15 protein-coding genes are annotated in these 21,875 nt (G+C 36.0%); 9 read left to right on the top strand and 6 right to left on the bottom strand.

Annotated elements, in window-relative coordinates; genetic code table 11:
• Nucleotides 1–135: 135 nt before the first annotated feature.
• The 3 genes from F6K15_RS07250 (at nt 136) to F6K15_RS07240 (ending at nt 3,722) form a co-directional block, all read left to right on the top strand.
• Nucleotides 136–1,545 (top strand): serine protease, encoded by a 1,410-nt coding sequence (locus F6K15_RS07250; protein ID WP_293058977.1) that lies wholly within the window; start codon nt 136–138, stop codon nt 1,543–1,545.
• Nucleotides 1,546–1,617: 72 nt separating this feature from the next.
• Nucleotides 1,618–2,895, top strand: coding sequence for a serine protease (locus F6K15_RS07245; protein ID WP_293058975.1), 1,278 nt, complete (start codon nt 1,618–1,620; stop codon nt 2,893–2,895).
• Nucleotides 2,896–3,236: 341 nt separating this feature from the next.
• Nucleotides 3,237–3,722: a hypothetical protein gene (locus F6K15_RS07240; RefSeq protein ID WP_293058973.1), complete on the top strand. Its 486-nt coding sequence runs from the start codon at nt 3,237–3,239 to the stop codon at nt 3,720–3,722.
• Between the two features lie 359 nt (nt 3,723–4,081).
• On the opposite strand, the gene F6K15_RS07235 is transcribed toward F6K15_RS07240, so the two are convergent.
• The gene (locus F6K15_RS07235; RefSeq protein ID WP_293058970.1) at nt 4,082–5,485 is read right to left on the bottom strand and encodes a (Fe-S)-binding protein; all 1,404 of its coding nucleotides are present in this window, start codon (nt 5,483–5,485) and stop codon (nt 4,082–4,084) included.
• Nucleotides 5,486–6,133: 648 nt separating this feature from the next.
• Here F6K15_RS07235 and F6K15_RS07230 point away from each other — a divergent pair.
• Nucleotides 6,134–8,092: a CHRD domain-containing protein gene (locus tag F6K15_RS07230; RefSeq protein WP_293058968.1), complete on the top strand. Its 1,959-nt coding sequence runs from the start codon at nt 6,134–6,136 to the stop codon at nt 8,090–8,092.
• A gap of 525 nt (nt 8,093–8,617) precedes the next feature.
• Nucleotides 8,618–9,046, top strand: a complete 429-nt coding sequence (locus tag F6K15_RS07225) for a hypothetical protein (protein ID WP_293058965.1) — start codon at nt 8,618–8,620, stop codon at nt 9,044–9,046.
• 232 nt (nt 9,047–9,278) lie between these two features.
• Here the strand turns inward: F6K15_RS07225 and F6K15_RS07220 are convergent, their stop codons facing one another.
• Nucleotides 9,279–10,619: an FAD-binding oxidoreductase gene (locus F6K15_RS07220; protein ID WP_375341050.1), complete on the bottom strand. Its 1,341-nt coding sequence runs from the start codon at nt 10,617–10,619 to the stop codon at nt 9,279–9,281.
• A gap of 281 nt (nt 10,620–10,900) precedes the next feature.
• Between F6K15_RS07220 and F6K15_RS07215 the strand changes: the two genes are divergently transcribed.
• Nucleotides 10,901–11,980: an EF-hand domain-containing protein gene (locus F6K15_RS07215; protein WP_293058959.1), complete on the top strand. Its 1,080-nt coding sequence runs from the start codon at nt 10,901–10,903 to the stop codon at nt 11,978–11,980.
• A 177-nt stretch (nt 11,981–12,157) separates the two neighbouring features.
• On the opposite strand, the gene F6K15_RS07210 is transcribed toward F6K15_RS07215, so the two are convergent.
• Entirely contained in the window at nt 12,158–12,574 is a 417-nt protein-coding gene (locus F6K15_RS07210; RefSeq protein ID WP_293058956.1) for a hypothetical protein, read from the bottom strand.
• 725 nt (nt 12,575–13,299) lie between these two features.
• Between F6K15_RS07210 and F6K15_RS07205 the strand changes: the two genes are divergently transcribed.
• Together F6K15_RS07205 and F6K15_RS07200 are read left to right on the top strand one after the other, a co-directional pair.
• On the top strand, nt 13,300–13,842 hold the full coding sequence (locus F6K15_RS07205) for an EF-hand domain-containing protein (RefSeq protein WP_293058953.1): 543 nt from the start codon (nt 13,300–13,302) through the stop codon (nt 13,840–13,842).
• Nucleotides 13,843–13,954: 112 nt separating this feature from the next.
• Complete coding sequence (locus F6K15_RS07200; RefSeq protein ID WP_293058950.1) at nt 13,955–14,581, top strand: GNAT family N-acyltransferase; 627 nt, start codon at nt 13,955–13,957, stop codon at nt 14,579–14,581.
• Between the two features lie 96 nt (nt 14,582–14,677).
• Here the strand turns inward: F6K15_RS07200 and F6K15_RS07195 are convergent, their stop codons facing one another.
• Nucleotides 14,678–15,343, bottom strand: a complete 666-nt coding sequence (locus F6K15_RS07195; protein ID WP_293058947.1) for a class I SAM-dependent methyltransferase — start codon at nt 15,341–15,343, stop codon at nt 14,678–14,680.
• A 446-nt stretch (nt 15,344–15,789) separates the two neighbouring features.
• Between F6K15_RS07195 and F6K15_RS07190 the strand changes: the two genes are divergently transcribed.
• Nucleotides 15,790–17,688 (top strand): S9 family peptidase, encoded by a 1,899-nt coding sequence (locus F6K15_RS07190; protein WP_293058943.1) that lies wholly within the window; start codon nt 15,790–15,792, stop codon nt 17,686–17,688.
• A gap of 648 nt (nt 17,689–18,336) precedes the next feature.
• Here the strand turns inward: F6K15_RS07190 and F6K15_RS07185 are convergent.
• Both F6K15_RS07185 and murG read right to left on the bottom strand, forming a co-directional pair.
• Complete coding sequence (locus F6K15_RS07185; RefSeq protein ID WP_293058940.1) at nt 18,337–20,391, bottom strand: mechanosensitive ion channel domain-containing protein; 2,055 nt, start codon at nt 20,389–20,391, stop codon at nt 18,337–18,339.
• Between the two features lie 309 nt (nt 20,392–20,700).
• Nucleotides 20,701–21,765 (bottom strand): undecaprenyldiphospho-muramoylpentapeptide beta-N-acetylglucosaminyltransferase, encoded by a 1,065-nt coding sequence (gene murG, locus F6K15_RS07180; protein WP_293058937.1) that lies wholly within the window; start codon nt 21,763–21,765, stop codon nt 20,701–20,703.
• Between the last annotated feature and the right edge of the window lie 110 nt (nt 21,766–21,875).

Below are 21,875 nucleotides of genomic sequence, written 5' to 3'. Positions count from 1 at the left end.
TGGCGAGGTTTCCTAGCCATTTCTATGAAATCAAGAGAAAAGAGAATATTCCTGATGTCAAGCTTCCTTATTGCAGAAGTATTGATAACTGATAACTGAAATGGCACAATTTTTTTTGAATAGGTGTAAAAAAATATGATTAAAATAAGACATATATTTACTGCCTCTATGACTGGATTTATTGTCAGTCTTGGTAGTGGGGTAGATGCAGTTCCTAGAAAATTAACAGTAGAAGAAATTAATTCTATAGCTAAACAAACTACTGTTCTAATTGCTCCTAAATTAACGAAAGAAGAAATCGATGATTTGTTAGATAGAAAACCTGTAAAAAAATGGACGGTAGGTTCTGGGGTAATTATTGCAAAAGAAGATACAAAATATTATGTATTGACAGTAACTCATAACTTTAGTCAAAAACAGATAGCTGAAGATACAGATTATGGTATAGTAACAAGCGACAGAGACAAACGAGAAGTTCATCAGGTTACAGAAATAAATGATGGTAAGAAATGTAATGGTGACTTTTTCAGAAGAATAAAAAATCAAAACTTAGAAGCTGCTTTGGTAAGATTTGGTTGTTTTGAAAGTCAAAAAATAAATGGTTATGACTTAGCAATAGTTAGTTTTGAAAGTGAAAAGAATTATCCTGTTGCTTCCTTAGGAAATGCTAGTCAATTAAAAGAGGGAGATAAAGTTTATATTTCTGGTTGGCCGAAAATTGAAGCAGAACCGAAACTGAAACCTGATGGAACTCCACAACTAGATGCGGAAGGAAAAATAATTTGTAAAGATCCTGCACCTCGAAGGCAAAGACGTCTTGCATGGGGACAATTACAAGCTTCTACTGCTGTTACTGAACAAGATAATGGCTATAGCTTATATTATACAGACCATACTCGTCCTGGAATGAGTGGTGGTCCTGTGTTTAATAGTGATGGTAAAGTAGTTGGAATTCACGGACGAGGTTCAGCGAATAAACTTATTTGTGGGCAAATATATCAACCAATATCTAATAATAATTCTACTTCAAAAGATTCATTACAAGCAGAAAATAATTGGCAGTATTATAGTGCATTTAAATCTCAAAATACTTGGCCACAAAATCAAAAACATCAGGCACAAAATGATTGGGAAATATTTGACGAATCTGAACCTCAAAATAACTTAGAAAAGGATTCAAATAACAACCAAAATAATTCAGATTTATTAGAGCAGGATAATAATTCAATCTTAAAAAGGATGTATAGTAGTGCCCAAAATGTTGATTATTCTCAACAATTAATTACACAGGTTGGTATGAATTTATCTTTTCAATTAGAAGCTCCTTCAAAAAGCCTAATTGAATCAGAAATAAAACAAGTTCCTAATATTCCAACTTCTCCTGAAAGTGGCATAGACAAAAAGTCTGAATTTATCGACCCAAATGAAGCAAATGAGGGCGGTTTTGAAGACCCTAATGATACGATAGAAAATATCTATGAACTCTTTAATTTTGATTTAGACACTCTTATAAAAGATAAATCACCCGGTTTATTGTTAGACTAATAAAGTTTAAGCGTAAGAAAATCAGAGTGCATTGAATGAAAGAAAAATATTTAGTAGGTGCAAGTAGTAAAAATGGTATATTTTTTCAGCAAAAAAGTCGAAAAATTATCTATTTTTTTAGGTGGGATATTGCTTGGTTTGCTAGGAGCAACTCCTGCGATCGCTCAACTTTCTATAGCAGAAATTAATTCTATAGCTCGACAAACAACTGTATTAATAGCTCCGGCATTAACCCCTGAATTACGACAAGATTTAGAAGAAAATCGTAATAACCCATTACAAAAATCAGGGATTTGGAATCCAGGTTCAGGAGTAATTATTGCTAAAACAGGAAATAAATATTATGTCTTAACTGTAGCTCATAATTTTCTACAAAAACACCTTGATAGTAAACATTATTGGCAGAAGTTGGGGGGTACTCCTTATTATGGAATTAGAACTTATGATGGGAAAGTTCATATTGTTAAAAACGTTAATGACCATCGGGGGTGTCCTCTAAAAGGTAATCCTAAATTAACAGTATTGGTAAGATTTGGCTGTCGCGATCGCTTTATTGCAGGTACAGATATAGTTGACCGCAGTATTGGAACAGATCGAATAAGAGGTATAGATTTAGCGATCGTCACCTTTGAAAGCCCAAAAAGTTATACAGTTGCTCCTCTAGGAGACCCAGATAGTGTCAATATCAATGATAGAGTATATATTTCCGGTTGGCCTGACCCAGAAAAAGAGCAAGACCCGCAGACAGGAAGATGTCGTAACAGAGTAGCTCGCAGACAACGTCGTTTAGCTTGGGGTTTAGTGAGGGGAAAGATTAACCCCAATCCCGAGCATCTGGGTTATAGTATTTTTTACACTGATAAAACTGCTGCTGGTATGAGTGGGGGACCTGTATTTGATAGTAATGGTCGTGTAGTTGGCAGTCATGGATTAGGTAGTCAGAGCAAACCTTTATGTGGCGGGAGTATTGAGGCAGGAGGTGAATCTGATTCTAGTTCTGATTCGGATAATATTTCAGGTGGTGAGAGTCTTGATTTTAATAAGTTGCAAAAGCGGTATAGCAGTGGGCAAAATGTTAATTATTTTGAGAATTTGCTTAAAGAGTTTAATTTTGATTTGGCTTTCAGACGAGAGTTACCTAGAGCTGAAGTGATAAAAGCTGGTATCACATACATTCAAAATCTAGAAGTTGCTAGTAGTAGTGGTCAAGTAGAATTTGACGCAAGTGAAGATGTGTTTGATGACCCTAATGATGTTGTTGATGATATTTATAAACTGTATACGTTTGAGTTGGAGAATATGATTAGGGATGAACCTTCTGGTGGTCCTGAGAGTTTATTGTTAGATTGAGTAATATAGAAATCACTAATGATTGAGATAGGTTGAGGTTATAAGAAGTCACATTAATTAACTACAATTTAAAGGCATTGTATAAGTAACAAATTTCTTTTTCAACTATTAATACTTTACAAAATCTTCATATATTAGAAATAATCAACAAATTGTTGTAATACCTACAGCAGGGTCTGTACAGCTTTTTATAGCAGTATTTATTCAGTTTTAAATTATCAAGATTTGGTAAAGACGACATCAACCCTCTAGACAAATCTTTGATAAATTTGCAATTCTTAATTTATTAGGTGTACTTAGTAATCGATCAAACCCTTAAATAGAAATAACAGAAAACTTGAATGATAACTGCAAAAAAACTATTTTTAACTACGGTAGGAACAGCCATTATCGCCTTATCAACAGGAATAGTAGAAGCTGCTGTAGCTCAGAAAATTGTTGAAACTAATTCTTTATTGGAGCAAAACAATTCTTTTCAGGTTGACTTTAATGAATATCCTGATGAAACAGAAATTACAGAACTAACTCTAGACCTGTCGCCAAGTCCAAATGCTGACTTTGATTTGGATAACAGATTTCTATCCCCAGTAGAATTCGGATTTGCTTCTCAGGTAAGTAATACTAATAATTATTCTATGAGCAATTTATTCGTTAGCAATAATCAAAAGGTATTAACTTCTTCTTTTGCTACAGAAACATTTAGTGCAAATAATCTATTCCATTTTGGAATTAACATAGACTTTTTTGTTAATAGCTTTTTGCTATTCAATTGCATAATGCTGATGCTAATTTTGCTTGTAGAGATATTACCTTATCTGTACATTTAAGTGATTGCTAGTCTGATGCAGGAACTTTTAAGCTTGAAAGTTTAATCAGCTGTTCAGCATATCCAATTTTTTTCCAAGGCAACAGGCAACAGGGAATATAAAATCTAAATAATTTTTAGCCAATAGTCTCATCAAAATCTTGATCAGTCAATATTCTTGAACCTAATACAGTTTTGGTTTATTTTGCAATGGGTGGTCATGTCGTTAAGATTTGTGTGAAAAAAAAGAGAGCGATCGCTCTCCATGTCTAAATTAACTTATACCAATTTGTTTATTACTTCTTCTTTGCTGATACTATTTGTCACAAACATCAATTGCCCTTGGTATTGCTTATAAATGGGAAAAATCTTCCACTTTTTCTATAACTTAACTCCTCGAATTGAATAATCTAATAATTCTATTGGATGCATTAAAATCATTTTCTTTCCCTGCAATTCTAAATGCTTTTTAATCTGCAAAGAACATCCAGGATTAGCAGAAGCAATTAATTCTGCACCTGTATTCAACAAATTTTCTACTTTTTGTTGCCCCAACTCATCAGCTATTTCCGGTTGCAACATATTATAAACTCCAGCGCTTCCACAGCACAAAGAAGCATCTATTGGTTCGCGCAACTTCACTCCAGGAATTTTTTGTAATAGTTCTCGGGGTTGCAAACTAATTTTTTGACCGTGTAATAAATGACAAGCATCTTGATAAACTATGCTCAATTCTTCCTCTTCAGTTAAAGGAGAAAGTTTAGCTGTTACTCCCACATTTGCTAAAAATTCTTGCACGTCTTTAACATTACTAGAAAACTCTTTTGCTTTGTCAGAATATTCTGAATCATCTTGGAGAATATTGCCGTATTCTTTCAGAGTATGACCGCAACCTGCAGCATTAATAATAACAGCATCAACACCAGTATTTGCAAAACTATCTATCATTTGTTTTGCCAAAGTATGAGCTTGTTTTGTTTGCCCTTGATGTTCTGGCAAAGCAGCACAACAACCTTGACTTTTAGGAATCACAACTTCGCAACCATTAGCAGTTAAAACTCGAATTGTTGCCTGATTAACTGGTGAGAAAAATATTCTTTGTACACAACCTAAAATCAAACCCACTCGATAACGTTTTTCTCCTTGAGCAGGGATAACAGTAGGATAATTATCCTGGAAAGAATCAGCAGTAATTTCCGGTAAAATAGATTCCATTGCTGCTAATCTGGGGGATATTTTTTTCAGCAGTTCAGTAGCACGAAAAAATTTCTGGAATCCTAATTTTTGATACGCTAATAGAGGAACAAGTAATGGTCGTAATCTCTGAGGATATGGGAAAATATTAAAGATAAGATTGCGAATAAATTTGTCAGGTAATGAACGTTTAATATTTCGTTCTACTTGCGGACGAGTTGCAGCAATTAATTTGTCATATTTAACATTAGATGGGCAAGTAGTTACACAGGCAAGACAACCTAAGCAAGTATCAAAATGTTGGGAAGTAGTTTCATTGAGGGGTGCTTCTCCTTTGTTAATAGCATCCATAGCATAAATTCTGCCCCTGGGAGAATCCATTTCTTTACCAATTACCCTATAACTCGGACAGGTTGACAAACAAAACCCACAATGAACACAAGCATCAATTAATTCGGGTGATGGTGGTTTTTGAGAGTCAAAACTAGGGTTATCTGTTAAAGATTTTAAATGTGGATTTTGCTGTAAAAAGTTGCTTTCTTTTGCAGGAATTGCTCGATCATTTTCGGTGTTTATGTCTTTTATCTGCATATCTTATGTTTAAATATTTGTTGATACTAACTTTAATTGATCGTGCTATACATCAGTCTTTTTGTCAATCGATCAATAGTAGGTAAGCATTTCCTACGGACTGCTGCGCAAACAGCTATTAGAAGTCAGCGCTTCCCTGCCGGATGTTACGCAAACAGCAATAAGACTCAGATGAGTTTAGTAAGCTCTAATTTGGCGTTAATTAATAAACTTTATCTAAAACCAAAAACAATAGCTGATGGCTGATGGCTGACGGCTGAATGCTTACATAGTAGAGAGCAACTACTAGCCCACTTTTCAATAATGAATAATGAATAATGAATAATGAATAATTACCTCTCCTGGAAAAGAAGAGGATTGACTCAAAAGAAAATTTTTATTTATTATCCCCTTAAAAGGGGAGGCTTTAAACCACAATTTTTCGGTAAATTTTGATTATAGCATTTAATAATACTTAATAAAACAAACTTGTTGTAGAGAATTTACCTATAAATAATGTAATTTTTGAGTATAGTTATCAAAATATGACAACCCGTCATATTTGTTTGCAAAAAGTAAGAATTATATACCAAAAAAATTTTATATTTAAAATAAATATGACTATCATAGTTTAGTATTAACCATACTGAAAAATGACAGAGATTAATAATGACTACTTATCTATTTGACAACTTCTTGGGGCTTTCTTTACCAATGTCAGAAGAACAAGAAGTTCCCCCAATAGCAGATGGTCCAGCTTCAGGAAATTTCAATGCTTTTTTACCAGGGAATACATTACTCATAGAGGGAGGTTTTAGCGGATTATCAAGTCCTTTATTTCCTGTAGGAGCAGTAGACTCAGAGGGAAACCCTCAAAGCCCAATTCATGTTCATCAGGCTGAAGCCGGTCAGAATGGAGGTATTATCCGCAACTTAGATGTAATTGATAATGGTAATAGTTCCGGTACATTTAATGGCGCTTTTACTCTCACAGATGCAGAAACAGAAGCAGCAGAAGCAAACGAGTTGTATATAAATCTGCACACAGATAATAATCAAAGTGGAGAGCTACGAGGACAGGTAATTTTTTTAGACGATCTAGAAGTAGCAGTAAGTCTAGGGTTGCCCATGTCAGAAGCTTTTGAGGTACCACCAGTAGCAGATACCCCCGCAGAAGGAATAGTAGATGCAATTTTAATTGGTGATAACTTATTAATACAAGGAACTTTTTCAGACTTATCAAGCGATTTATTTCCAGTTGGCAATACAGACTCACAAGGAAATTCTCAGAGCGCCATTCATCTGCATCAGGGATTAGCTAATTCTAATGGTGGAATTATTCGTAACTTCGATGTAATTGATAATGGTGATGGGTCAGGTGGATTTTTTGGTAATTTTACTTTAAGTCCCGATGAAGTAGTAGCTGCTGAGTCAGGGAATTTGTACATCAACCTGCATACAGACAATAATCAGAGTGGAGAATTACGCACTCAGGTTCTGCTCAACGAAACAAACCCAACAGGAGACGATCTAGTAACATTTTTACCGATATCAACTGTTCAACAAGTCGATCCAGTCGCGCCTAGCGACGGTTCAGGATCTTTTTATGCGGCTCTCTCTGGCAATACTCTCAATATATCCGGTGGTTTTGCCGTTGTATCAAGTGATTTGTTGAATGTCGGACCCTCCGAGGACTCAGAGGGAAACCCTCAAAGTTCAGTTCACCTTCATTTGGGTGGACTTGGTGAGAATGGTGATATTTTACGCAACTTGACTGTGGTTGAAACTGATGGTGTTGGTGAAGGTTTCTTCTCTGGTAGTTTTACTCTGGATGAAACTGAAGTTGCAGCAGTAGAGTCAGGAGAAGTTTATCTTAATGTGCACACAGAAAATAATCCGAGTGGTGAATTGCGCGGACAAGTTATTTTAGAAGATTTGGATACTGTAATTCCTCAAGAGGATGTGGTTTTTAATGGGGATAACCGTGACAACAATATTTTTGGAGGTACTGGTAACGATGAAATTGTTGGTTTTGCCGGAGATGATTTATTAAACGGGCGAAGAGGCAACGATGAAATTGTTGGTGGTGATGGTAACGATAATCTAATTGGTGCTAATGGAAACGATAGTCTATTCGGCCAGGATGGTAATGATGTTTTAGAAGGTCGCCTTGGGTTCGATATATTGATTGGTGGAGGCGGTAATGATACTCTCAATGGTGGTCAAGGTCGCGATCGCCTCAATGGTGGCCCTGGAAACGATGAATTAAATGGTGGAGCTAGCATAGACCGATTTATCTTTAACACCAACGAAGAGTTTGATTCTCAAGATATAGGTATAGACCAAATTAATGATTTTAATAGTGGGCAAGATATCATTTTACTAGACTTGAGAACCTTTAGTGCTCTAGATAGTTCTCCTGGTATTGGTTTATCTGAAGATGATTTTGCGATTGTTTCTAGTGAAGGTGATGCTGCAACTACTGAGGCTGAAATTGTTTACAACTCTGCTAGTGGAGCGTTGTATTATAATACTAACGGCACTGCAGATGGTTTTGGTAGTGGCGCTCAATTTGCTACATTAGACGGCAGTCCAGATTTAGTAGCTAATGATTTTCAAGTTAGATAGAACCCGATCTTATATGAAATACGTTAATGTTTCCTACCAAAGATTGATGAGAAGATGGGGAGATGGGGAGTATTTTTTAACCTTTTTCCCTTATACCTTCCCTCTATCTCCTGACTCTTGGCAAAAAAACTGAATCGCCGACAAAGATACGATCGGGGGTCTGACCGCTTCTGCCTCCTGCCTCCTGCCTTCTGCCTTACCTCCTCCAAAGTGTAACTATTCAACCGGACATGATATTAGAGCCAGAAGATTTCTCATTTTTTAATTGGCTATTGAATTGCATAGAAAATAAACAACCGTTTTCAAATCGGTATTTTTGGAGAGGTCTAAGCTAAAAATCATTGAGATTTTATATTTCCTGTTGTCTTTTATTTGTTGCCTATTGCCTATTGTCTTCGACAAAAGTTTAGATATATTATTCAAGTACTGAAAAACTTATAGGAAAGTTGTCAGAAAAAGCCGAGTAAGTTCGTCTTAAGGATGGAACAAGCTTGACAAAAAAAATAAACAAGGATCAAGAAAGTAATGAAAAAAGCTCTGAAAATCGTTGCTTGTCTGCTCATAGCCTTGACGGTAGCATTGGCCACGAATGTATCTAATGCTAGTGCACAACCAGCAGCATGCGATAAGTCTTCAGCACCTACTTGTTACACCACAGTATATCCTGGGGACTGTCAGGAAGTACCTCTGCCAGGATATGACTTGGCAGAAATTAAGATTGCTCTCCCTCCTGGTACCCCTGTCCCACAGATTTATCCACCCCCAAAAATCTTTTACAATATGGACATTCCTGATACGGAGGTATCAGCACAACTAAATCTAGCAGCAACAGCGACATACACTTTTAATCCACTATATAAATCTCAGGGCCAGGTCTGTAACGATCTCTACCCAATTGCCCCAGGATATCCCATGCCATTTACACTTTCATGGAAGAATATTCCACCACAGTAATTAGGTAAAGAGTTGGGCTATTAGCAGTCTTGAAATAATTAGACAAAGTTAGATATAATTATATATTTATTTGAATAAAATATAGTTATGTCTAGAAATGGTGCGTTACGACAGATTGTGAAAGGCATTTAACAGTCTGTCTAATGCATCCTAAAAATTTGGCACTAATATTGGCTGTGTCAGTCAACTACTGATTCTTATTAACTGGCAACTAATTAACCTTTATTGCCTTTTAAATCCCACCAACAAAAGAATGAGGATTAAGAATATTTTGTGGGTCAAATTGTTGTTTAATTCGGCGCATTATCTCAAGACCATTCTGATGATAACCCCAAACATCTAGTTTTTCTTTTGTCTCTAATGGTGCTGCTAAAACTGTGAGAAATCCACCTTTAGATTCACACCAACGCCGTAATTTAAGAAGAGTTTCAGGAGTAACAGAATTAAATTTTAATTCTCCCAAACCACTACCTGCATGAATTAATCCGAAACCTGTTTCTAGTGCTGTTCGCTCTAAAGTTTCTACAGCTTCCGTAGGAATAACTCCTATTTTACAAATTATTTCTGTATTTTGCTGAGAATGCCAGATTTGTTGTTTTAATTTTTGCCATAATTCTGCTTCATAATCATGGTAACGGGTGGAATTTAAACCTAAGCTATCTCCCACTTTTAATAATTGATTAGATTGCTCTTCAACACTCTCTATTATGCTTTGAAATCTAACCATTAATCCCACACCTTTACCTAAGTCTAATTGTTCAACTAAATTAGTAGAAAGTAAGTCAATAGCAACAGGTGTTAATGCTGAAGATAATAAAGTTTGAGTTGCTTTGGCAATGTTATTTTTTTCTCCTACTAAAACAACAGTACCGGATGCTTGTTGTAGAGGATAAACTCTCAGAGTAACTTGACTAATGATACCTAATGTGCCATAAGAACCTGTAAATAATTTCATTAGATCGTAACCTGCCACATTTTTAACTACCCTTCCTCCCGCTTTAGCAATTTTTCCATCCGAGCGCACAAAACTTATACCCAGTAGCATATCTCGTACACCCCGGTAGCGTTGACGAAGGGAACCTGTATCAGCAGTGGCAATGATACCGCCAATAGTAGCAGTTTCTGGATAAGCAGGGTCGATAGCGAGAAATTGACCTGTTTTTGCTAAAGTTTCCTGTAATTCTGCATATTTCATCCCAGGTTCCACAGTAACAGTTAAGTCACCAACAGCGTGTTCGATGAGGTGGTTGAGGCGATCGCTACTAACAACTATTATTCCTTGTTTGTGAGTAGTTGGGTCTACTTTCATTAACCCTCCCCAATGAATTTTGCTACCGCTACCACAAGGTAATATTGCCCAATTATTTTTAGCACAACAAGTAACTATCGTAGAGAGTTGTACTTGAGTCTCTGGATAGACGATGCAGTTGATGGTAGTGTCGGGAGCGATCGCCTGTAAGATTTGTTGTTTTTTTGTTTGGTCTATATCTTGCCACAAACTAATATTGTCTTTGCTGACAATAGTTTCTAATTCTTGTATGTTAAATGTATTTTCTTGGGAAATCACTATAATTAATTATGGATGGTATTAGTCAAATTATTTTTTTTACAGTTAGGGATTTAAAATAACTCCCTTTTCTTTTTATAGCACATTTGTTGCCTTTATTTGATTGACTTTTTAAACATTTTATGATACTTATTTATGTAACAATGAACCTCATAGTAATATCAAATCTCAAAAAGTTTGCTATATATCTTTAGTAATGGGGAGGTAGGGAGATAGTAATCAAATATAGAATTATTATTCAGAAGTAGAAAAAATTTAATCTACTTTCACTGGAGGAAACAGAAATTATGCTTACCACACTGCAAAAAAGAAAATGGACGCGCTTGTTTCAAGTCTATGATGCCGATCGAAATGGTACAGTAGAAAAAGACGATTTTGAAGCAATATTTCATAATCTTACTAGAGCGCGTAATTTAACTGAGGAAATGCCACAATATCAGCAACTCTATTCAAAGTTTATGGAAGATTGGGAATATTTGCAAAAGGATGCCGATAAAAATGGAAACGGTAAAATTGAGCTAGCAGAATGGCTCCAACACGCCGAGCGTCGTATCAATGATCCAAATATATACCAGATACTTGTTGACTTAGCAGATCGGGTTTTCGAGTTATTGGATATCGATGGAAATGGGGTTATTGGTGTGAAAGAGTACAAAACTTTTTATTGGAGCTGGCGAATTCCTCCAGATTTAGCTATAGAAATTTTTCCCAAGTTAGACCTAAATGGTGATGGCAGTATAACTAAAAAGGAATTCTTGAAATTAGTACGGGAATTTCATCGTAGTGATGAACCTAATGCTCCCGGAAACTCACTTTTTGCTTTCTATACTACCACACTGCAAAAAAGAAAGTGGACGCGCTTGTTTCAAGTTTATGATGCAGATCGAAATGGTGCAGTAGAAAAAGACGATTTTGAAGCAATATTTCATAATCTTGCTAGAGCGCGTAATTTAACTCAGGAAATGCCACAATACCAACAACTCTATGGAAAGTTTATGGAAGAGTGGGAATATTTGCAAAAGGATGCGGATAAAAATGGAAACGGTAAAATTGAGCTAGCAGAATGGCTCAAATATAATCAACGTCGGATCAATAGTCCAAATATATACCAAATAGTTGTTGACCTAGCAGATCGGGTTTTCGAGTTATTGGATATTGATGGAAATGGGGTTATTGGGGTGGAAGAGTACAAAACTTTTTATTGGAGCTGGCGAATTCCTCCAGGTTTAGCTATAGAAATTTTTCCCAAGTTAGATCTAGATGGTGATGGCAGTATAACTAAAAAAGAATTCTTAAAATTAGTGCGGCAATTTTATCGTAGCGATGACCCTGATGCTCCTGGAAACTTATTTTTTGCTTATTACTAAATAGACATCTCCACCAAAAGAGGGAACAGGGAACAGGGAACAGGGAGGAATAATTGATAATTTATGGATAAGAACTGATTTTATTTTTGATTTTTACCAGATGTCTAATAGGAAAATTAATTATAATTCCCATTCCTCCTGACTTCTGGATTCTGGCTCCTGTCCCTACCAATATTTTTAGACATCCCAATCATTACCAACCTTTTCCATCAGGCGGTTTAATATTACATATCCTTGTGGGTTGACAACAGTCAGGCGGATAATTGACGGGTCTTTAGGTCGGTGAGCAATAATATATTTGTGACTTCCGTTTCTAAAGATATAAGTATAACGTTTCCTGTTCCCTCTAATAGAAGCATTTTTCAAAGTTAGAGAACCGCCAGTTTTTCGATCTAGAGCTTCATAGGTATAGTTTCCGAACTCATCTAATTTCAGCCAAACAACCCAATTTTCGCTATTATCCATGAAAGCTCCAGTTGGACGGACAAAATCGGTAGGCATTGCAGAAACACTATGAGAATTTAAGGTAATATCTGCGATCGCAGGAGTAGATAAACCAATAACAGATGCCAGAGCAATAGCTTTGATATTCATATTTTTCTCTTTCTTTATTTGTTTTAGTGGTGTATTGTCTTTCCTAATTAATTCTTCAAACTCAAATTTTTGTTTCCGTATTTATCACACTATAAAAGTACCAGAATTAAATTTGGCACACATATAGCGCTACGTGTAAGTACAAAAGTCAAAAGTTAAAAATTAAAAGTTAAAAGTTAAGAGTAATATCTGACTGAGTTTGAGCATTTATAAATGTCCTAAGCTATTTGCGTAGTGCTATAAACCAGCATTCAATAGACTTATTTTGTTAGATATCGGTAGATAAATTAGAAATTGTCACTTTATATTATGTATAGCATCCGTTCATATATACTTCTTATACCATTTCTCTGTAACAATGCGCTTAATAATTCTTAACATTCTGACCCAGGCTAGAACTTTACTGATAGTTGTCATCTTTTATTAAGCGCAGCTTCATAGAGAATTGGTATTATTTATTAATATATAGCAATCCTAAATTGGTTGCGACAAATCAAAAATTAGATAAAAAAACTGAAACTCTTACCTGTTCACTGTTCCCTGTTCCCTATTCCCTAAAAAACAGTAAGATTTTTGACACGAATAAAATAGGATTGCTATAGATATTAAAAAAAACTGAAAAAAAATGAGATTGTGGATGCCAGAAATTTATTTCTTGACATTTTAATCATTGTCTACATAAAATAATTGGCGTATAGTTTATTCTTGCCATAAGAAACAAAAATATGCTCACCGAATTACAAACAAAAAAATGGATACGCCTGTTTCAAGTCTATGATGCCAATGGAAATGGTGTAGTAGAAAAAGAGGATTTTGAGGCAATATTCCAGAATGTTGCTAAAGCTCGTAATTTAACTCAAGGAACACCTGAATATGATCGACTCCATGGAAAGTTTATGGAAGACTGGGAACATTTGCGAAAAGATGCGGATAAAAATAATAATGGTAAAGTCGAGTTAGCAGAATGGCTCGAACATGGCGAGCGTCGCATCAATAACTCAGATATGTACCAAACAGTTATTGACCTAGCAAATCAGATTTTTGAGTTATTGGATCTTAATGGAAATGGGGTGATTAGTGTGGAAGAATACAGAACTTTTTTCCAAAGCTGGCGAATTCCTGAAGAGTTAGCTGTAGAAGTTTTTCCTAAGTTAGATCTAAATGGTGACGGCGGTATAACTAAAGACGAATTTGTAGTATTGGTACAGCAATTTCATCAGAGCGATGACCCCGATGCCCCCGGAAATTTATTTTTTGGTCCTTACTAATTTAAGAAATTAATCCTACTACTACTCCCTCATTAGATAATCCCGAATGGGGGAATTTTTCTCTAGTATATATCCATAAATATTAGGTAAAAAGCTGAATAATAATTCAATAATGGAAGCTAGAATTTTAACTGATGAACAAGAAATAATTGAAGCTAAAAAACTAACTTATGAAGTTCTAGTTAAAGAACAAAAATGGGAAATTAAACCAGATAATCCAAGTGGTTTGCATATCAAAGACCTACCACAAGGAAAAGTTTTATGGGATGACTACGATGCTGTCGCTACTAGATTGGGTGTTTTTGAAGAAAATACCTTGGTGGGGTGTTTGAGAATTTGCAAGAGATTGAATGGAAAGTTTGAACTAGAACACTATAACTCACTGTTAGATTTTATTCAGAAAGACGAGCTGGCAGTAGAAATAACGAGGTTAGCAGTTGGGAAAAAGTACAGATTTTCAATAGTGATTTTATTATTGTTTAGACTAACTTACGAAAGTTTATTAGAAAAGGGAGGTTATGCTTGGGGAACTGGCTTTTGGCCAACTCCAGGAAAACTATATGTTAATAAATTCGGATTCACGAGACATGAAATACCATTTCGCTATTACTTTGATGACCCAAAGGAAGTTTATCTTTACTATATCAATGGTTATGATCGCCCTTATATAAGTAAAATGATTTCTGAGTTTAATATTTTGTTGGCAAGAAAAGAAAAAATATTAGAGGGTAGGAGTTAGATAGTAAAGACAATATAAGTACAAAAAATTGATTTTTACCTATGAAAAATACTTATTTAACTTACTAAATAACCCCCTAAAAATTACCACCTAATATTAAACTTGACGGTAGGCAATTACAGCATAAAAAGGATCGCCTCCTCCAAAACCTAACATCTGCAAAAAACTAGGTACATTTGACTTTTGAGAAATTACTTCTACTTGACTAAAACCTGGAACTTCATTCGCACTTTTTACACTGTCAAAATAACGCTTGACTAACTCTACTCTTGAAGTTTCCGAACCATCTCGCCAAGCACTAATAGCCTTCTGATAAAACATTCGATTAGAAAAGCTAATAATTGCTATGCCACCTGGTTTCAAAATTCGATAAATCTCATAAAATATAGCATCAGGATATTGCAAATATTGAATAGAAACACAATTAACAACAGCATCAAAATCTTTGTCAGGAAAAGGTAGTTTTAAATCCTTGTTTAAATCTTGAACAAAGTAATGATTTAATTGACGATTTTTAGCCAACTCCTCCTCATTCATACCATGGCCTTCAACATGAGCAAATTCTATATCCTGTGGTAAGTGAGAAACCCAACTACTCATCATATCTAAAATTCGAGTGTTTGGTTTCAGGCGATCGCGATATAAATTTGTCAACTGGTCAATAAACCCTTCATCTACATGAGTAACAAACCTAGGGTAAGAATAAAACAGGCGATCGTCAGAGTCGTCTAACTTCATGCGTTGATTAGCTTGCAGTAACATAAATAGTCAAGGAGGGTTTACACTACATAATATATTTTATCCGAATATTACGAATTGTAAAGTAAGCTATACAATAAAAAATGTATAGCAATAGCTAGAGCAGTTAGGACAGAGACTGATAATAATCTTTGGGCGTTGCTGAATTGAAGTATGAATGCGCGATTGTTTGGTTCTGGTCCACGCCCCCGCGCATCCCCCATCGTTCAAAAGCGAAGCATCTTCTGGCTTCCCCCTTCCCAAGGGGGACGGGAGGGGGATTCCAAGGGGACGGGAGGGGGATTCCAAGGGGGACTTTTAGAGTTTTATTCCCCCCAAAATTGGGGGGTTAGGGGGGCTTGCATCATACCCAGAATCAGCAACGCCGATCTTTAGACAGAGAAATGTTTTTCAATCTGTTCCCTGTTGCCTACTATGCAACTTCAGTAAATCAAATATTCAACCAAAATATGACTACAACAACTGCAGAAAAAATTACAACCAAACTCCCTCCCCTTATTCCCCGTGAAATTTTGTTTGGCAACCCCGAACGTACCAGTCCCAAACTTTCCCCCGATGGCAAATATCTTGCATACATTGCTCCAGATGAGAAAAATGTCTTGCAAATATGGGTACGAACAATAGGCAAAGAAGACGACCGCCAACTCACCGCTGACAAAAAAAGAGGCATTCGGATGTATTTCTGGACTTACAACGAAGACCAACTAATATATCTTCAAGATGCTGATGGAGATGAAAACTATCATCTCTATCAAGTCAATATTCAATCAAATATGGTGCGCGACCTCACCCCATTCCAGGGAGTCAAAGCACAAATAATAGATTTAGATCGTAATTTCCCCGACCAAATATTGGTGGGTCTGAACCTGAAAAATCCTCAAAACTTCGATGTTTACCGTATCAACCTCAATAATGGTGCAGTAGAATTTGACACCCATAACCCAGGTAATATTGTTGCTTGGACTGCTGATGCCAAATTTAAAATCCTGGCTGCAGCAACCATTACAGAGGATGGAGGTTCGGATTTACTGTATCGCGACACCACAGAAAAATCTTGGAAAACTATGCGTCACTGGGGGCCAGATGAAGAAGGAGGCCCGAGTTTCTTCTCCAATGATGGCAAAATTCTATATATATCAGCTAACCATGATGCTAATGCCATACGTTTACTTGCCGTCGATCTTGCTACTCGCGAAGAAAAAGTAATTGCTGAAGACTCTCAATATGACATTAGTGGCACTTTAACTCATCCTATTACTCGTGCTATTGAAGCAGTGGGTTTCTACAAAGATAAATTAGAATGGCAAATTCTAGATGATAGCATTGCTGCAGATTTTGAATTTCTCAAGCAAGCGCACAAAGGTGAGTTTCGCATCGTTAGTCGTACCCTAGAAGACAAAAATTGGTTGGTAGCTTATTTTACTGATGACGGACCTGTTTATTATCATACTTACGACCGCACTGCTAAAACTATAACTTTCCTCTTTAGCAACCAACCGCAACTCGAAGGTGTACAGTTGGCATCAATGGAACCTATTTCGTACACTGCTAGAGATGGTCTAACTATTCATGGTTATCTGACTAAACCTGTAGGTATTCCAACACCAGCACCAGCAGTGCTTTTAGTTCATGGGGGACCATGGGCGCGAGATACCTGGGGTTATAGATCGCAAACTCAGTGGTTAGCTAACCGAGGTTATGTCGTCTTACAGATTAATTTCCGGGGTTCGACTGGTTATGGTAAAGATTTTCTCAATGCTGGTAACCGGGAATGGGGAGCGAAAATGCACGACGATCTAATTGATGGAGTTAACTGGTTAGTTGAAAAGGGTATTGCTGACAAGGATAAAGTTGCTATCATGGGTGGCTCTTATGGTGGTTATGCAACTTTGGCAGGGTTGACTTTCACCCCGGAAGTGTTTGCTGCTGGCGTGGATATTGTCGGACCGAGTAACTTGATCACTTTAATGCAAACTATTCCTCCTTATTGGGAACCTTTGAAGAAAGTATTTTTCCATCGTGTGGGAAATTTAGAAACTGAAGCAGAATTTTTGCAGTCGCGATCGCCTCTATTTTTTGTAGATAAAATTGAGAAACCTCTGTTAATAGGTCAAGGGGCAAATGACCCACGGGTGAAAGAGTCAGAAAGTACGCAAATTGTTAAGGCAATGGAAGATGCGGGTAAACCGATCGAATATGTACTATATACAGATGAAGGACATGGTTTTGCTCGTCCAGAAAATCGTTTACATTTTTACGCGATCGCCGAGGAATTTTTAGCAAAGTATCTGGGTGGAATATTTGAACCAGTAGGAAATATAGAAGGTCACTCTGGTGTAGTTCATTAGAGTAGAGGAGCGGGGAAGTAGGGGAGCAAATTCCTTGCATAAGAGGTACAGATATTAACAATTTAACGTTTGTAGTGCGGGCATCTTGCCCGCGATTAGTATACCTCTTCAAGAAGTCAGAAGTTAGAAGTCAGAAGTCAGAAGTTAAGCCACCCCTAACCCCTCCCAGGAGTGGAAATAAGGGATTTGAGCAAGGCTTCAAAAATATTACGCCTTGAAAGGTGGGGTCTTAGATCCATGTTATTTTGATAACTTCGGAAGCTGCTGTAAATATAGCAATGTGCGCTGGCATATTTACACATTATTTTTTGTATACCTTTTCTAGGCTGCACTTTGAGCTGGACATTGTAAATACCTGAGCGTTCATTGCTATACATCCTCTTTTTTTGGTAGTCATGGTATACAGTAAAAAAATACGTATACAGTAAAAAGGAATATCAGGTACGGAAGCAAAAGAAATATTAGGCACGGGAGCAAAAGGAATACTAGGCACGGGAGCAAGATGCTCCCACTGCCGTCTCTGGTAACAAACATTGCCGGACAAAGCACCACCACCCAAAAGTTTAAAACTCACACAACACTAGATTTTTCCTTCTGCCTTCTTTAATTATTCATTATTCATTATTCATTATTAATTGTTAAACCCTGCTATTCTTCTTCATAAAAACTATAAAAAAGATATTCATTTTTAAAACCATGTCTATCTAAGACATGATGAATTAACCCACGATCAATTAATAATTGACCAATAGAAATTGCTTCTTGTAAATTCAAATTTTGAGTTTTCATTAACCATTTTACTGCCTCAGAACCAACAAAACATTTTTGGTAAATACCCCACCGATGTCGGCGGTCTTTTATTGCTACTCCATGAGAACCACGCATTTCCTTAATCAAGGTATCTATATCTATATTATTATTAAGAATTTCACTGTTGATATTATCTATGGTTGATACAGTTAAATGCTCCTCTTCATCTAGCTCTAAATCAGAAATTTTGCTTTCCAGTTTGTGTACAAAACTATCAGGATAATAAAGTTCTACAGGTTGGGGAGTATTTTTCTGCATCCAAGTCTGAATCATTTGCTCTATTTCTGGGGATTTTAAATGTAAATCTCGCTGAGGAAAAGGAACTTCTATTCCATATTTTCTTAGACTTGCTTCAATACGATAATTTAGTTCGCTCTTGAGCTTACTTTTTTGCTTAGGTTCTTTAATGTGAACAAGCAAATAAAAGTTTAGAGAACTATCACCAAATTCTTGAAACCAAACATCTGGTGATGGATTTAATAATACTTTTGGATGACTTTTAGCTACTTCTAAAATAGCTTTTCTAACTAACTTAATTTCAGAACCATAAGCAACTCCTATGGGAATTTTTATCCGAGAAACTGGGTTGTTATGACTCCAGTTTAAAACTTCATTTTCTAGAAAACGAGAGTTAGGAACAATTAAAGAAATTTTATCTAAAGTAGTAATGTAAGTGCTGCGTAAACCAATCCGCTTAACAGTACCTTCTAAATCACCTACTTCAATAAAATCACCTACTTGAATAGGTCGCTCAAAAATTAGAATAATGCCACTCATAAAATTGTTAGCAATATTCTGTAGACCAAAACCGATACCTACACCAAGAACACTAGCAATAATTGCTAAAGAACTAACATCTACACCCCAAAGTTGCAGAATAATGAGTAGACCTAAGAAAATCAAGCCATACTGAACTAAGAAACTAACTGTATCTTGAACGCTCTGCTCTGCTCCTGTTAATCCAATAATTTTAGCTCTGAAGATTTTAATAAAATATCCTACTCCTTTCCACATTGCGATGGTTAATCCGACTAAAAACATTATGTCTAAAATGGAAAAACCTTTGCTGCCTAGAGTAAAAATAGGAGAAGTAAAACTCTCGATTAAAATATTTAATACTTGATTACGATAGTCTCGAATTAATGGTATTAAATCGGTTATATAGAAGACAACTACTATCCAGACTATGACTCTAACAGCAATTCCTGTTAATGGCAAAATTGTAGGTAAATAATTGACAAATTGAGGATATCTTTCTTCAAATAAATTGCTGATTTTGAATTCAAAAAAACGATAAGAAAACTCTAGAGCAAAAGCAGTTAAAATTAGAATAATACTGATGATTAATACTTTGAAAATATAACGTGGCTGACTTTCTATTTGAGCTAATTCCAAAGCTTCTTCAATTTTATATTTCCAGATTACTGCTTGCTCTTCTATCTTCATTCTTCCTTTGACATCTATTGCAGTTACTGTAAGAAGATAGTTACTATTAACACGCAGAATTGTTTCTTTATTTTGCTTGTCTATGTCTACTTCTATAGATTCACCTGAGTTTAAGATATCTTCTAATTTTGAACTGATGATTTCAGCCCGTTTAGCAGCCGTCAAATTTGTCTGATCATTACCTGCTACTTGAAATAAGGCTTGACCATTAAGCTCTACTGGAGCTGTTTTGAAATTCTTGTTAGTAGAAGTAGATTGCCCCCAAGCTGGTACTATAAAAAATAATAAAGGTAGCAAAAAAGCAATTATTAATATTTGAATAATTTGTCTTTGAGCTGTTTTTCTCCTTAGTGGAAAAATCAAACGATTCTTTGTTGCTAGAGAGCGATATTTTCGTTCACTTCTTGCTACTTTTCTCAACTTTAGCCATAAATATTCATACCACATAGCTATCCTTGAAAACCTCAATGAACCTTTAATTATAGACTAATTTACTGTGGAAGATTTTACCGAAAAATTCAGGTATAAAGCCTCTCCATTCATGGAGAAAAAAGCGGTCGAGGGATGACGAGTTCTCCTCGCAGGCCGACCATCGACCAAGAGAAGAAAAGAAATCCTTTTAACCAATCCTCTTATTTATTAAGAAGAGGTAATTCTAAATTCTTGAAGCACTAAATTTGTTAACTTATTGGTACTTTCTATTCCTGCTAAATTCTCTATTCCTACAGCAATTTTATCTGAATTTTTTTGATAACTTTAACATCTTAATAATTGATCGACTAAATTTGCTAATCTTTTAGCACTATCATTTACTGCTAATTTTTCCGAACCATGATTCATTTTTTCCAGTTTTTCTGGTGAATTTAATAACTCCAAAACTACTGTTTGAAGTTTATCTGAAGTTAATTCTGATTGAGTAAAAACTATTGCTGCTTCCTGATTTACAAATACATTAGCATTATAAACTTGATGATTATCAGCAGCATAAGGATAAGGAATTAAAATAGATGGTGTATGAGTAACTGCTAACTCTGTTAAAGTACCTGCTCCTGCTCTACTAATCACTAAATTTGCCCGCTGAAATAAACCAGCCATATTATTATAAAATGTCATGGGAAAATATTGGGGATATTCTACACTAAAAGCATCTCGGTCATTTTCCCCAGTTTGGTGAATAATCCAAGCACCAGCATCAACCCATGTAGGAACACATTCTCTCACTAATTGGTTAACAGAAACTGCTCCTTGAGAACCCCCAACAACTGCAATCACAGGGACATTATCTGGAATAGGTATATCTAACACTTGTGGGGACAAAAATTGCTCTCTGACAGGAGTACCTACATAAACTGTCTTGCCATTAGGAAGATATTTTGCCCCTTCCTCAAAACCCACTGCCACTACATTACATAAACGACTAAACCAGCGTGTCACCTTCCCAGGTAAAACATTAGACTCATGGAGAATAACTGGTAAACCCAGGGAACGAGCAGCAAGAATGGCCGGAGCAGCAATATAACCGCCAGTAGTAAACAATCCTTGAAAGTTTCCCTGTTTAAGTATATGTCTTACCTGTAGAATAGAGCCAATAAGTCCACTCAAAATTTTTATAGTCCCCAGGCCCAATTTCTGCTGAAAACCTTCAACTGATATAGTATGGAGAGGATACTGGGATGGGACCAACTTAGTTTCTAGACGATTAGGTACTCCTAACCATTCGATCTGATAATCCTTTAATTGGTTAGCAGTGGCGATCGCTGGAAATAAATGTCCGCCAGTGCCACTTGCCGCGATTAACAATTTAATTGGTGTATTGGTCAAGGTTTCTTTCTCCCTGGTATAACAATGAAATAAGTCAAAAATCTTAAATCAAAAGGCCACAGTAATAAAAATTGATAATTTGTGTATTGTAATTTATCTAACTTTCAGTT

This window comes from Okeania sp. SIO2B3, from assembly GCF_010672525.1.
Lineage (GTDB): Bacteria > Cyanobacteriota > Cyanobacteriia > Cyanobacteriales > Microcoleaceae > Okeania.
The sequence above is the reverse complement of the archived record's forward strand: the minus strand, read 5'-3'. Positions and strand labels throughout refer to the sequence as shown.

Coding starts and splice junctions, on each gene's coding strand:
- F6K15_RS07190 (WP_293058943.1), top strand. CDS start 15,790: ATGACTACAACAACTGCAGAAAAAATTACAACCAAACTCCCTCCCCTT.
- F6K15_RS07225 (WP_293058965.1), top strand. CDS start 8,618: ATGAAAAAAGCTCTGAAAATCGTTGCTTGTCTGCTCATAGCCTTGACG.
- F6K15_RS07185 (WP_293058940.1), bottom strand. CDS start 20,391: ATGTGGTATGAATATTTATGGCTAAAGTTGAGAAAAGTAGCAAGAAGT.
- F6K15_RS07240 (WP_293058973.1), top strand. CDS start 3,237: ATGATAACTGCAAAAAAACTATTTTTAACTACGGTAGGAACAGCCATT.
- F6K15_RS07210 (WP_293058956.1), bottom strand. CDS start 12,574: ATGAATATCAAAGCTATTGCTCTGGCATCTGTTATTGGTTTATCTACT.
- F6K15_RS07215 (WP_293058959.1), top strand. CDS start 10,901: ATGCTTACCACACTGCAAAAAAGAAAATGGACGCGCTTGTTTCAAGTC.
- F6K15_RS07235 (WP_293058970.1), bottom strand. CDS start 5,485: ATGCAGATAAAAGACATAAACACCGAAAATGATCGAGCAATTCCTGCA.
- F6K15_RS07230 (WP_293058968.1), top strand. CDS start 6,134: ATGACTACTTATCTATTTGACAACTTCTTGGGGCTTTCTTTACCAATG.
- F6K15_RS07195 (WP_293058947.1), bottom strand. CDS start 15,343: ATGTTACTGCAAGCTAATCAACGCATGAAGTTAGACGACTCTGACGAT.
- F6K15_RS07250 (WP_293058977.1), top strand. CDS start 136: ATGATTAAAATAAGACATATATTTACTGCCTCTATGACTGGATTTATT.
- F6K15_RS07200 (WP_293058950.1), top strand. CDS start 13,955: ATGGAAGCTAGAATTTTAACTGATGAACAAGAAATAATTGAAGCTAAA.
- F6K15_RS07205 (WP_293058953.1), top strand. CDS start 13,300: ATGCTCACCGAATTACAAACAAAAAAATGGATACGCCTGTTTCAAGTC.
- F6K15_RS07245 (WP_293058975.1), top strand. CDS start 1,618: ATGGTATATTTTTTCAGCAAAAAAGTCGAAAAATTATCTATTTTTTTA.